Annotated in this window: 6 protein-coding genes; 3 read left to right on the plus strand and 3 right to left on the minus strand. The window is 62.6% G+C overall.

The features are described from left to right. Positions 1-3 precede the first annotated feature (3 nt). Genes SFUM_RS03790 through mutS form a run of 3 tightly spaced genes read right to left on the minus strand, consistent with a single transcriptional unit; the run spans position 4 to position 6,163 of the window. The gene (locus SFUM_RS03790) at positions 4-2,046 is read right to left on the minus strand and encodes a ribonuclease catalytic domain-containing protein (protein WP_011697599.1); all 2,043 of its coding nucleotides are present in this window, start codon (positions 2,044-2,046) and stop codon (positions 4-6) included. Beyond that, positions 2,043-3,497 (minus strand): N-acetylmuramoyl-L-alanine amidase, encoded by a 1,455-nt coding sequence (locus SFUM_RS21345; protein WP_011697600.1) that lies wholly within the window; start codon positions 3,495-3,497, stop codon positions 2,043-2,045. Before SFUM_RS21345 ends, SFUM_RS03790 begins: the two co-directional genes overlap by 4 nt. Next, entirely contained in the window at positions 3,494-6,163 is a 2,670-nt protein-coding gene (gene mutS / locus SFUM_RS03800) for a DNA mismatch repair protein MutS (protein WP_011697601.1), read from the minus strand. Before mutS ends, SFUM_RS21345 begins: the two co-directional genes overlap by 4 nt. Positions 6,164-6,391: 228 nt before the next feature. Between mutS and uvrA the strand changes: the two genes are divergently transcribed. The 3 genes from uvrA to SFUM_RS03815 all read left to right on the plus strand — a co-directional run bounded on the left by uvrA (position 6,392) and on the right by SFUM_RS03815 (position 13,118). Next, positions 6,392-12,079 (plus strand): excinuclease ABC subunit UvrA, encoded by a 5,688-nt coding sequence (gene uvrA, locus SFUM_RS03805; protein ID WP_011697602.1) that lies wholly within the window; start codon positions 6,392-6,394, stop codon positions 12,077-12,079. A gap of 73 nt (positions 12,080-12,152) precedes the next feature. Further along, positions 12,153-12,455 (plus strand): hypothetical protein, encoded by a 303-nt coding sequence (locus SFUM_RS03810; protein ID WP_011697603.1) that lies wholly within the window; start codon positions 12,153-12,155, stop codon positions 12,453-12,455. Between the two features lie 459 nt (positions 12,456-12,914). Next, positions 12,915-13,118, plus strand: coding sequence for a cold-shock protein (locus SFUM_RS03815; RefSeq protein ID WP_011697604.1), 204 nt, complete (start codon positions 12,915-12,917; stop codon positions 13,116-13,118). Positions 13,119-13,353: the final 235 nt, after the last annotated feature.

Raw genomic sequence — 13,353 nt, forward strand, 5'->3', positions numbered from 1 at the left:
ACACTACTTTCCGAAATCGGGGAGCTGGACGCGCAGGATGTCCTCCCGGGGATTCAACCGGTCGATCTTTACCCTCACCATTTCCCCGGGCTGGAATTTCACGTTTTCGGGCAGGTGTGCGTTGGTCTCGATGAGGAAATCGGGGAGGAGCAGGTGCGAATAGCGTTCGTTCTGCTCGAGGATAAGGGCGTTCAGTGAGTGGATGTCCTCCTGCTCGAGATACTTGAGGATCCAGTACCGGGTCCACTTGCGTTGAATGAACGCGATCCTGGACTGGAGCGCGGTCAGCCTGGTGATGAGACCGCGCAACTCGTCCTCGTCGTAGAGGGGAGGGCCGCCCTGGAGCGCCTGCTTGATCTGGCGCTGCACCACCAGGTCCGTATACCGCCTGATGGGGGAGGTTACAGTGGTGTAGTGCTCCAGGGCCAGGCTGCAGTGCTGTTTGGAGCGGGTGTCCAGCTCGGCCCGGGCGTAGAGACGCCGTTGCCGGTAGATGCGAAACAGTTCGTGTTCGCTCTGGGTGAAATCGGTTTCCTGCTTGCATTCCCCCTGGCCGCGAAACACCGACGGCAGGTCGCGTTCGGCGAGAAAGGCCGCTGCGGCAGCGTTGGCGGCAATCATCCATTCCGACACCATGATCTGGCTCGGCGTTTCCTTTTCGTACCGGGAAACCTGGATCATTCCCGCCGAGTTCACGTAGACCTGGATTTCGGGAAGGGGAAGGATCGATGCTCCGCGGTCGAGCCGCGCGTTCCTGAGCTTCATCGCCAGGGCGGACAGCGCGGCAGGCGAATCGTCGAGCCGTATGCGCTCGTTCACCTCTTCGTAGGTGAGTTGCTCCGCCACGCGGATCGTGCTCGAGACAATTTCGGACCCGGCGATGGTTCCGTCGCCGTGGACGACGAACAGAAAACTAAGGGCGGGTCGGTCTTCGCCGGCCTTGAGACTGCACAGATCTTCGGACAGCGGGACGGGCAGCATGGAGATCCTGGCGTCCGGCAGGTAGATGGACGTCGCCCGCCGTTCAGCTTCCCGGTCGAGCACATCCCCTTTCAGGACGAACTCCGCGGCATCGGCGATGTGGATTCCGACTTCGAATCGGTTGCCGTCCAATGCACGGAAGCTCAAGGCATCGTCGTAGTCCCTGGTCAGGGCGCTGTCGACGGTGAGGCAATCCAGGTGCCGCAGGTCGCGGCGTTGCGGCTCCGTCTCGCCGGATGCTCCGGGGCGCGCCGAATGCAGGATGACTTCCACCCGCTCCTCCACTTCTTGCGGAAAATCCTGGGAAATGCCCTGCTCGTGGAGGTAAAGGTTCTCGTTTTCCTGCCAGACGCCCAGCCGCACCAGGATACGAAAAGCCGACTGGGGTTGAATGGCAATCCCGGCCCGTTTGAACAGTTCCTTGATGAAGACGATTTCCGCGGAGTCCTGCCCGAAAAGCGCGTAGTCTTTCAGGGTCTCGATCAACGCCTGCTGATCCGCCAGGGGCGACCTGGGTTTGCGGTTCCATGCCCCTTCGAGCCACCCGGCCCAAGTGTCCAGCCGTGCCTCTCTTTCGGCCTCCCTTGCCAGTTCCTCCCGGCGCTGTTCCACCTTTTCCCGCGCCCGTGCGTAAAAACATCCGTCCTTGTACTGGAAATAGAGCCGGTCCCGGAGAAGGACCCTCTGGACCGCGGCCACGTGGTCGTCGCTCAGCGCGCCGCTGAAAACGAACCCGGCCAGGTCCCGGGCTTCGAATCCTTCCTCCTCGCCCTCGAACAGCGACCACAGTTCGGCGATGTCGACGCTCCCCGTCAGTCTTTCCCGCTCCTGCCCCGCGGCGCGCAGCCGCGCCACCAGGTCGTCACGCCCGGACTTGAGGTCCAACAGCGCGCTGCCCGCAAAGATGATCCTGCTCGGCGCGAGGCTGACTTCGCGGTTCTGTTCCGTCAGCGCGGAAAAACGATTGTTCTTTACCCCCGTGCAGACGGCGCAGACGACTTCCTTGGATTCGAAAAACTCCAGGATCGTGCCGGCAACGATCTCGGGCTGGGTCGGCCGGCTCATGATCTGTCTCCGATCCTGGCGTAACCGTGCATCTTGCGTATATAGGATTCAATGCCGCCGGATATTCCGGCGGCCACGCTCCTCTGAAAGCTTTTGTCCTTCAGGAGTCGCTCTTCAGCGTCGTTGGTGATGAATGCCGTCTCCACGAGAATGCTCGGCATTTCGGCGCCGACCAGGACGAAGAACGGGGCCTGCTTGGTCCCAAGGTCCCTCAATTCCCTGTACTGGGGCCGGACCTTGTGGACGATATTTGCCTGAACGTCTCTTGCAAGTCGCGATGATTCGCTGATCTTGGTGTTGCGCATCAGCTCGCGCAGGATTCCTTCGAGATCGCTCATCTTCTTTTGCGACGCTGCGTTTTCGAGCGCGGCGACACGCGCCGATTCCTTGTCCTTGGCAAGGTTCAGGAAATACGTTTCCGTTCCGCGACGGGTCTTGTCCTCGTGGGCGTTGGCGTGGATCGAGATGAATAGATCGGCCTTGTGCTTATTGGCGAAGGCGGTGCGGTCCTCCAGGGACATGAATCGATCGTCCGTGCGGGTGAGGATCACCTCGCACCCGGTTTTGCGCCCGATGGCTTTCTTCAGCTCCCTGGCAATGGCCAACGTCAGGTCCTTTTCATGCATGCCGTTGGGACCGGAGGCCCCCTTGTCCTTGCCGCCGTGTCCCGGATCGATCACAATGCGCCTCACCTCGAGGCCGAACTGGCAGGCAAGGCTGGGCATGGACGGGCCGGCCTTGCGTCCGGCCACGCCGGCTCTCGGCGAAGCCGAAGCCGGTTTTCCCTTCGAACCGGGAGTCCCTTTGCCGCGGATCGATTTCGCCGTGGCGGCATCGCCGGCCGACCGGGCGCCGCCGGATTGCGCCGCAGGAGTCTTCCGGGAATCCCGGCCAACCGCCTCCGGTTTCTTCGCTCGGCGTTCCTCCTGGAGGCTTTTCTGCAATTTCGTCGTCATTTCCGACGACTTCCGGTGCATGTCTCCACCGGGAAAGAAGATGCCCACCTTCGCGAACTCGATGTAGGCCTGCGCGGGGTCTTCGTTGAGGGTCATCACCCCGATCAGGTATTGTGCGTCGTCGGCCAGGGGGCTGTCATGGTGCTTTTGCACCACGCTCCGGTAGTTTTCCTGGGCCGACCGGAAGTCGTCCCTGTCACGCGTTGCGTCGTATCGAGCGTGATAGCATTGTCCGAGCAGATAATGGCTCCGGTCACCGAGCTTTTCCCGGGTATCCTGCCGCATCACCTCCCGCAGGCCGGCGATGCACTGGTCGAGCTCCCGGAGGCGGTGCGTGGTCTCGGGATCCGAGAGCGCCGCCCGGTACCTTTTCAAAACCTCCTGGTACTGCCGTTCGACCGGATCCGCCGCGGCGTACGCGCCTCCGCTCCGGACCGCGAACAGCAGCAGAACCGCAAGAAACAACAGGAGGTTCCGGTTTACGGGTCGTCTCATCGCTTTCCCCTGGAAGCGCAGCTTGCCGGTTCTTCCCCGGCGGAGCCCCGTATCTGCTCTTTCAGTGCATGAAGGTTCTGCAGCGCGGCAATCGGTGTCATGTTGTCCAGGTCGAGGGCCAAAATGCGATCCCGGAGCCATTCCGGCGAACGCTGAAAGAGGCTCATCTGGATGCCGGGTTCCTTCTCGCGCGCCGGGCGGCCGCGCCTGGCCGCGCCGGACGGCGCGGCCGCAAACGGCGCATGACCGGATTCGAGCTGCTGGAGGATTTCCCTTGCGCGCCCGGTCACTTCCTCCGGCAAGCCCGCCAGTCGCGCCACCTGGATTCCGTAGCTGCGGCTCGCTCCACCCTGGACCAGCTTGTGAAAGAACAGGATCTCCTGCTGCCATTCCCGGATGGCCACGTTGAAATTCCTGACCCTCGGACGACTGCGGGCCAACTCCGTCAGTTCATGATAATGCGTTGCAAAAAGCGTCTTTATACCCTTTTCCTGGAAGTCGTGCAAATGTTCGGCAACCGCCCAGGCGATGCTCAGCCCGTCGTAGGTGCTCGTGCCGCGGCCGATCTCGTCGAGAATGATAAGGCTGCGCGGTGTGGCGTGATGGAGAATGTTGGCGGTTTCCTGCATCTCCACCATGAAGGTGGAACGCCCGCGGGCCAGGTCGTCGGATGCGCCCACACGGGTGAATATGCGGTCCACCAGGCCGATGTGCGCTTCCGATGCCGGGACGAAACTCCCGATGTGTCCCATGAGGACGATAAGGGCGGCCTGCCGGAGAATGGTCGATTTTCCGGCCATGTTGGGCCCGGTTATGACGAGCACCTGCTGATCCCGCTGATCCATGTCCAGGTCGTTGGGAACGAAGGTCCCGTCTTTGAGGTAATGCTCGATCACCGGGTGACGGCCGTCGCGAATGCGGATCGCGTCGGACTCGTCCATCACCGGGCGGCAGTAGTCGTAGCGGCACGCAACCTCGGCCAGGGCGGACACGCAATCGAGGTCGGCGATCCGGTCGGCCGCGGCCTGGATGCGCCCGGCCTCCCGCGCGATCCGGGCGCGCAGATCCGCGAAGATCTGCTGCTCGAGCTCGAGCCGCTTCTCCTCGGCTTGGAGCACCTGAGTTTCGAAGGTCTTGAGCTCCTCGGTGATGAATCGTTCCGCATTCACCAGCGTTTGCTTGCGAAAATAGTGTTCAGGGACGGAGTTGAGGTTCGCGTTCGAAATCTCGATGTAATAACCGAACACCTTGTTGTAGCGGACCTTGAGCGAGGAAATGCCCGTATCCCGGCGCTGCTGGACCTCGTAGTCCGCCATCCACCCCTTGGCGTCGCGGCTCAGCCGCACGAAATGGTCGAGCTCTTCGCTGACGCCGGCGGAAATGACGCCCCCGGCGGCAAGTCCCGGTGGAGGGGGATCGAGGAGGGTCCGCTCGATGATGTCGGCGACGTCCGCGAGATCGTCCCAGCGGGCTCGAAGCTCGGAGAGCCTTGGGGAGGTGAGCTCGGCAAGCGCCGCGCCGAGGGCGGGGAGGTTCTGCAGGGACTTCTTGAGGGCCACCAGGTCCCGCGGCGTCGAAGTCCCCGTGCTGTTGCGGCCGTTGAGGCGTTCCACGTCGCTTATCCGGCTGAGCAGGCCCAGGGTTTCGCCGCGCATGGGCGCGTTCGCCGCCAGTTCGGCGATCGCCTCCCGGCGGTTGTTGATGCGCGCGAGATCGAGCAGGGGATACCGCAGCCACTGCTGAAGCTTGCGCCCGCCCATGGCGGTTTTGGTTTCGTCCAGGATGTCAATGAGCGAGCCCTTGCGGCCCTGGAAGCTCTGGGAGTGGAATATCTCGAGGTTGCGGACGCCGGCTTCGTCCACGATCATGAAGTCGCCGCGGCTGTATGGGAGAAGCCGCGTGATGTGATCGCACGACCCGAGGAGATTCGCCTGCATGTAAGCAAGGATGGCCCCCGCCGCCCGGATTCCGAGGTCCATCCCCGAAATGCCGAATCCCTCGAGGGAATGGACCCGAAAGTGGCCGACCAGGGCTTCCTCGGCGCGCTTGCCGTCGAATCTGTCCGCACCCAGGGGGGTGAGGGCGATTCCGTAAAGCTTCGGGAGCTCCTCGGCCCATGGATGTTCGTCGTCATCGGAGAGGAGCAGTTCGCGGGGCGAGACCCGGATCAGCTCCTCCAGGAGGGCTTCGCGGGATTCAATCTCGACCATCTTGAATTCGGCCGTGGAGACGTCCAGGAAGGCGAGCCCGAAACGTTCGCCCGCCGTGGAATTCGAGACCGCGGCAAGGTAATTGGGCTGCTTGGCGGCGAGGTTCTGCGCGTCCAGGACCAGCCCGGGAGTGATCACCCGCGTGACTTCCCTGCGCACCAGCCCCTTCGCCTTCCTGGGATCCTCCACCTGGTCGCAGATGGCCACCTTTTTCCCGGCCGAGACGAGCCTGGCGATGTACCCCTCGGCGGCGTGATAGGGAACGCCGCACATGGGAATCCTGACTTCCGACTGCCGGTCGCGGGAGGTGAGCGCGATCTCGAGGAGCCCAGATGCCGTCACCGCATCGTCCATGAACATCTCGTAGAAATCCCCCATCCGGTACAGCAGCAGCGCGTCCGGATACTTCTCCTTGATTTCGAGATATTGCTGCATCATGGGGGTGATTTTGTTCATCTTTACTCCAGCCGGGACGTTGAAAGGAAATGCTGCTCCCTCCGAATCCAGGGAATTTTCATCTATCGCACCGGCAAGATCAAGGAGTAATACTTCCGCCTTGAAAAATCGAAACCGTCGGGGAATGATTGGGGTGGAACGAGACCGGAGGGCGGTTCCCGGAAACGTGAACGAACGAACGGGCCGGCGTGCCTGAGGAGGCGCGGCCTTTTGTGTTGAAAGAAAAAGATGCCGAAGAAAAGCTCGCCAAACGGAAACGAGCCGTTGATACGCCTGAGAGGCGTGCGGCAGCACAACCTGAAGAATATCGACCTCGATCTGCCTCTGAACAAGCTCATCGCGGTGAGCGGTCTGAGCGGCTCGGGGAAATCGAGCCTCGCCCTGCACACGCTATACGCCGAAGGGCAGAGGCGCTACGTGGAGACCTTTTCGCCTTACGCGCGGCAGTTCCTCGAGCGAATGGATCCACCCGAGGCCGATCTGATCGAGGGGATTCCCCCCGGCATCGCCATCGAATCGGGAACGGCCGTGCGCAGTTCACGCTCCACCGTGGGCACCATCACCGAAATCAACGACCATTTGAAGCTCCTCTATGCCCGGCTGGCGGTTCTGCATTGCCCGGAGTGCGACCGCCCGGTCGCGAGGGATACGCCTGAGAGCGTCTACCGGAGCTTGCAGGAACTGCCGGACCGGAGCCGCGTTCTGATCGCATTCCCGTTCCTGCCGGACAATTCGGGGGACTGGGTCCGTAGCCTGGTGGCTTCCGGTTTTCTGCGGCTCTACGTCGGAGGCCGCACAGTGGAGCTCGAGGAGATCGGCGACGCGGCGTCGGAATACGGCAGGGGGGAGGTCCTCGTGGTCGTGGACCGGCTTTCCTGGGGGAGCGCGGCCCGGGAACGCGTCGCGGATTCCCTCGCCACCGCCTTCCATGCCGGGAACGGCCACGCCGCGGTCGTCGTTCTGCCCGACACGGTGAAACGTTTCAGCTCGGACCTCAGCTGCGCCGACTGCAATCCGGGCCTTTCTTTTTCCCCGCCCACACCCAACCTTTTTTCCTTCAACAGCCCGCTCGGCGCGTGCCCGGAGTGCCGGGGTTTCGGCCGGACCATCGGCGTGGATCTGGACCTGGTCATTCCGGACCGGAGGCTGACGTTGCGCCGGGGGGCGATCAAACCCTTCGGCACGGATCGGATGGAAACCGAAGATTTGATGCGATTCTGCGCCGGGGAGGGAATCCCCGTGGACGTCCCGTTCGAGGATCTCGACGAGAAGGACCGGGAAAAAATCATCAACGGCACGAAGGATTATTACGGCATCAAGGGCTACTTCGAATGGCTCGAGGGCAAGACCTACAAGATGCATGTGCGCGTTTTCCTGTCGCGGTACCGGGCATACACCCGATGCAGGAGCTGCGCGGGCACGCGGTACAGGCCGGAGACCCTGCTGTATCGGCTGCATGGCGAGACCATCGGCGCGTTGAGCGCCTGGAGCATCGAGAAGTGTGCCGAGTTCTTCAGCGGCGGCTGGCCGGAGCTCGCCCGGGATCCCGCGGCCGAGCTGCTGGTCAAGGAAGTCAGGAGCCGGCTCGAATTCCTGCGCGCCGTCGGACTCGAATACTTGTCCCTGGACCGGCAGTCGCGCACGCTTTCCGGTGGCGAGGTGCAGCGGGTGCACCTCACGCGGGCGCTCGGGTCGGCCATGGTCAACGTGCTCTACGTGCTCGACGAGCCGAGCGTGGGGCTGCACGCCAGGGACCAGAAACGGCTCATGGGGCAGCTTCGCCGCCTCGTCGACATCGGCAACACCGTGGTCGTCGTCGAGCACGATCCGGACATGATCCGGTTTTGCGACCTCGTGGTCGACATGGGCCCGGAAGGAGGGGAGAAGGGCGGCGAGATCGTCTACCGGGGCACTCCCGAGGGGATGAAGCGTGAAAAGCGGAGCCTCACGGGGGGGTACCTGTCCGGGAGGCTCGAGGTCGGCTGCGAGCTTCGCAGGCGCAGGCGACCCGAAAACGGCCGCAGCCTGGTACTGCGGGGCGCGCGGGAAAACAATCTCAAAAACGTCACGGTGGAATTTCCCCTGGGAATACTCGTCGGAGTGAGCGGGGTTTCCGGCTCGGGCAAGAGTACCTTGGTCGAGAAATCTCTCTACTACAACTGGCTGCGCAAGATGGGCCGCGCGACGGAAGCCCCGGGAGCGTTGGACGCCATGGAGGGGGCGGAATGGATCGAGGAGGTCGTCCTGGTTGACCAGCAGGCCATCGGGCGGACGCCCAGGGCGAACCTGCTCACCTACAGCCGGGCCATCGATCCCATTCGAAAACTCCTGGCCCAGACCCCCGAAGCCGTCGCGCGCGGTTACCCGGCGAGTCATTTCTCGTTCAACGTGCCGGGGGGGCGATGCGAGCTCTGCAAGGGCGAAGGATTCGAACGCGTGGAGATGCAGTTCCTTGCGGATGTGCTGATCCGGTGCCCCCAGTGTAACGGTCTGCGCTTCAAGGACGAAATCCTGGAAGTCAGGGCGCGCGGCCTGTCCATCGGGGATATGCTGGAAGCCACCGCTCGGGAGCTGATGGACCGCTTTGCGGACCACGAACCGCTCGTGAAGGCGCTTCAGCCCATCCAGGACATCGGCCTCGGCTACCTGCGGCTGGGACAGCCGCTCAGCACCCTCTCGGGAGGTGAGGCGCAGCGGCTGAAGCTGGTCCACTTCCTGGCGGCCGGTCGCCCGTCGTCAAACGGGCGGCACAGGTTGTTCATCCTCGATGAGCCCACCACGGGGCTCCATCCCCACGACCTTCAAAAACTAGTGGTCGTACTCCGGAGGCTGGTCGACCTGGGGCATTCGGTGCTGGTGGTGGAGCACAACCTGGACTTCCTCAAATCCTGCGACTGGCTGATCGATCTCGGCCCGGGAGGCGGCGAGCACGGCGGCGAAGTGGTGGCGACGGGGCCGCCGGAAGCGGTGGCCGCCCATCCCGAAAGCTGCACCGGCCGATTCCTGCGGGAGAAGCTCGAAGGCGCCCTGGGAGCGCGGGCCGAGGCCGCGCCCTTCGATCCGGGCGAAGACGGGGCTGCCGGCTCGCCTTCCCGCGAGATCGTGATTCGTGGGGCGCGCGAGCACAACCTGCAGGTGGACGAGATCCGGCTGCCGCGAAACGAGATGATCGTGCTGACGGGGTTGAGCGGCTCCGGAAAGTCGTCGCTCGCCTTCGACGTACTGTTCGCCGAAGGGCAGCGCCGATACCTGGAGTGCCTGTCGGCCTACGTCCGGCAGTATTTCAAGATCATGGAAAAGCCCGACGTCGAACAGATCCTGGGGCTGCCGCCCACCATCGCCATCGAGCAGCGCACCAGCCGCCTGAACCGGCGGTCCACCGTGGCGACGATCACCGAGATATACCATTTTCTGCGCCTGCTTTATTCGAAGCTCGGGCGCCAGCACTGCCCGGACTGCGGCCGCGAGCTGGCCTCACTCACCTACGATCAGATCTTGTCCATGGTCGAGGCCGAAGCCCGGAAGGGCAACAACCTCCTGCTGGCACCGCTGGTCCGAGGACGCAAGGGCATCTACCGGGACCTGTTCATGCGGCTGCGGAAAATGGGCTTCGAAAAGGTGCGGGTGGACGGGCAATGGATGCCGCTCGATCCGGTGCCTGAAATCGCCCGGCACCGGGAACACGACATCGAGGTGCTCGTTTCGGCGGCGGGAACGAAAAAAGGTCCCCGTGCGACACTGGCCGAAAGGGTGCGCCAGGCGCTGTCGCTGGGGGCCGGGACCCTTCACCTTGAAGGAAACGAATCCAGAGTTTACAGCCAACGCCTTTATTGTCCCGCTTGCGAGAAGGGCCTTGCGCCCCTCGACCCTCGGCTCTTCTCGTTCAACAGCAGGCACGGAGCGTGTCCTTCCTGCACGGGGCTGGGAACCGTGAGGCAATTCAGCGTGGAGCGGCTCCTGGGGCCGCCTGACATGCCCCTCAAGGACGGGCTCCTGGGGTTTCTGAGGAGCCAGGTCTGGCCAAAAGGGCTGAAAACTGAAGGCAGGAAGCTGGAACGCTTCTGGATCGACCGGCTGGGAATCGACCCGGGCAGGCCGTGGCGGGAGTTGCCCGAAGATGCAAGGGAAGCGATGCTGCACGGGCGTGGCAGAGGCGCCCCCGGCCTGCTCGCGGTGCTCGAGCGGGTGAAGGAGGAAGATTCCGCGTGGAGCAGCCTCGAGCCGTTCCACGACGATGTGGTCTGCCCGGAGTGCGGCGGGCGGCGCCTCAACCGGCAGGCCCGCTCCGTCGCGGTCCAGGGGCTGGGCATCGGAGACCTGACGTCTCTTGCGATTTCCGATTTCCTCCGGAAATGGAAGCGTTTCCGGTTCGATCCCAAGGACCGGCCCATCGTTGCACCAATCTCCAGGGAGGTCGCCGAACGTGTGTCCTTTTTGCAGAAGGTGGGCCTCGACTACCTCGCTCTCGACCGCGCGGGCGACACCCTCTCCGGCGGCGAAACGCAACGCATACGCCTTGCCGCGCAGCTTGGGTCGAACCTGCGAGGCGTCTGCTATGTGCTCGACGAGCCCACCATCGGACTCCACCCGGTGGACAACGGCAGGCTGCTGGAAAGTCTCGCGCGATTGAAGGAAAAAGGGAACACGATACTCGTGGTCGAACACGACGCCGATACCATGCGGCAGGCCGATACCCTTGTGGAGCTGGGACCGGAAGCGGGAAGAGGCGGGGGGCGGCTCACCGCGCAGGGAAGCTTCGAGGCCCTGTGCGGGGATGCGCGCACTCTCACCGGGGCGTGGTTCTCTCGGTCCCTGGACGACCTCTACCTGGCGTCGGACCGGAAAACGCCCGGGGAGTCCGGGTGGTTGGAAATCAAGGGCGCCTCTGCGCGGAACCTGAAGAAAATCGACGTTCGCGTTCCGCTCGGCGCGCTCACCGTTGTCACCGGGGTCTCCGGGGCCGGGAAGAGCACGCTCGTGCACGAAGTGGTCTACCGCGGGCTGCGCGAGAGGCTCGGGGGCAGGTACAAGGTGCGGGCTCCGGCGGAGCTCGAAAGCATGTCCGGGCACGATGCCGTGCAACGCGTGCTGGAAGTCGACCACAACCCCATCGGTCGCACCCCTCGCTCCACCCCCGCAACGTACGTGGGAATCTGGGACGAAATCCGCAAGATCTTCGCCATGCTTCCGGAATCCCGGGCCCGGGGCTTCAACCCGGGGCGGTTTTCGTATAACGTCAAGGGCGGTCGGTGCGAGTCGTGCAAAGGGCAGGGGGAGATCAGGGTGGAAATGAGCTTTCTGCCGGATGTCTCGGTGCCGTGCGAGACGTGCGGCGGCTCGCGTTTCAACACGGAAACCTTGGCTGCCCGTTACAAGGGAAAAAGCATCGCCGACGTGTTGAAAATGACCATCGACGAAGCCGCGGAGCTGTTCGATGCCTACCCCAGGGTCGCCAAGCCGCTCCGGGTGTTGACCGATTTGGGGCTGGGGTACCTCGCCATCGGCCAGTCGAGCCCGACCCTGTCGGGTGGCGAGGCCCAGAGGATCAAGCTGGCGAGCGAACTGGGAAACAACCGGACCCACACCCTCTACGTTCTGGACGAGCCCACCACGGGCCTGCACCGCGCGGACGTGAAAAAGCTGGTCGATGTGCTTCGTGCCCTCAGCGCTCACGGTCACACCGTGCTCGTCATCGAGCACAACATGGACTTCGTCTGGGCCGCCGACTATGTCATCGATATCGGTCCCGGCAGTGGAGCGAAAGGAGGACGAGTCGTGGCGAAGGGCGCCCCTGCCGAGCTCCTCGCTCAGGGGGAACGCTCCGCCACGGCGCGGGCACTTGTCGACCACTACGGGATCGAAGGCAAGGGGTGTGCGCAGCAGGAAGTACGACGGGGGAGCAGGGGAACCGGATGATCGGCGTGGGCAAAGGGATACGGATAACGATCCGTGAGGATTCATTTCACTAAGGATGTGCAAGAGGAGAAATATGTTGATTCAGAAGGGAAAAATGGCTGAAAACAGGCTCTTTAGAGGCAAGGTCGTCCTGGTATACATGATGAACGCCGCTCCGGAGTTCAGCGGAGGAATCGCCATCTGCGATCCCGTGCTTGAAGACAACAACGGGCGCTGTTTTGTGGTCGGCACCGTGCCGAACATGTTTGACGACTGGTCCTCGGGACAGACCGTGGGCGTCGCGCTCGACCAGATCGCGCACTACCTGGAATTTTCGAGCGAGCAGGAGTTTCTTGACAAATCCTCCTTCTGGAACCAGGGAAATGCCGCCAACTGACGGGGTCAAACCTACACTTTTCACATATCTCCATGACCCGTGAGCCTGCTACGAACGATGACAATGCGCGGGGTCCTGGTGTTGGTTCATGTAAGCCCCGTCCGGCCTGTTCGCATCGTTCGGTGCTCGATGTCTGATGGTGCGCATGCGAAAAGTGAAAAGTGTAGGTTTGACCCCGGGAAACGGAATGCTCAATCGCATGCGGCGTCTCCTGCTGTAGACATGATTTTCTGTATAATATCAATATAAAAAACTTATGCTTAAATTCACAAATGTTTCTTCGATGCTTGACACCCGGATCTTTATCGGATAGGGTGGCTCTATAGACGCCAAGTCGGAGGGGTTTGGTAATTCGGGGCCTTCGCCGAATCGATCGGATATCTGTCCGGGTTGATTCAAGGGTGCTTTGGGGGCAAGGCGCCGGCGGGAGTGAAACAGCAAGCTAGAAAGGATCCAGAAATGCCGGAAGGCCGAGTTAAGTGGTTCAATGACAAAAAGGGGTATGGTTTCATCGAGACCAAGGATCAAGGGGATGTATTTGTACACCACAGCGCAATATTAGCGGAAGGTTTCCGCTCCCTGAGCGAAGGGGAGAAAGTCTCCTTCGAAGTGGAACGAGGACCCAAAGGGCCGCAGGCGGTCAGAGTGAAAAAGATTCCATGAGCAACGATCCTTTCAAATCGCTTACAAAGCCAGGGTCTGCCCTGGCTTTCTTGCTTGGGTGACCCGCCGCGCAAGTCTGTTTGATCCCCGACTTCGAAGCGGTCGAAACCGACCGCGAAGCTCCCGCCGAGCTCGGCACGACCGCCGATCTTCCCGAACGGTCCATGCTTTCCGCCGGTGCGCATCGAAAAGACAGAGGCGTTTTGGCCGCCGATATTTTCCCGGTTTTCCGGAT

The organism is Syntrophobacter fumaroxidans MPOB (genome assembly GCF_000014965.1).
In the GTDB taxonomy this organism is placed as follows: domain Bacteria; phylum Desulfobacterota; class Syntrophobacteria; order Syntrophobacterales; family Syntrophobacteraceae; genus Syntrophobacter; species Syntrophobacter fumaroxidans.

Coding starts and splice junctions, on each gene's coding strand:
- SFUM_RS03790 (WP_011697599.1), bottom strand. CDS start 2,046: ATGAGCCGGCCGACCCAGCCCGAGATCGTTGCCGGCACGATCCTGGAG.
- SFUM_RS21345 (WP_011697600.1), bottom strand. CDS start 3,497: ATGAGACGACCCGTAAACCGGAACCTCCTGTTGTTTCTTGCGGTTCTG.
- mutS (WP_011697601.1), bottom strand. CDS start 6,163: ATGAACAAAATCACCCCCATGATGCAGCAATATCTCGAAATCAAGGAG.
- uvrA (WP_011697602.1), top strand. CDS start 6,392: ATGCCGAAGAAAAGCTCGCCAAACGGAAACGAGCCGTTGATACGCCTG.
- SFUM_RS03810 (WP_011697603.1), top strand. CDS start 12,153: ATGTTGATTCAGAAGGGAAAAATGGCTGAAAACAGGCTCTTTAGAGGC.
- SFUM_RS03815 (WP_011697604.1), top strand. CDS start 12,915: ATGCCGGAAGGCCGAGTTAAGTGGTTCAATGACAAAAAGGGGTATGGT.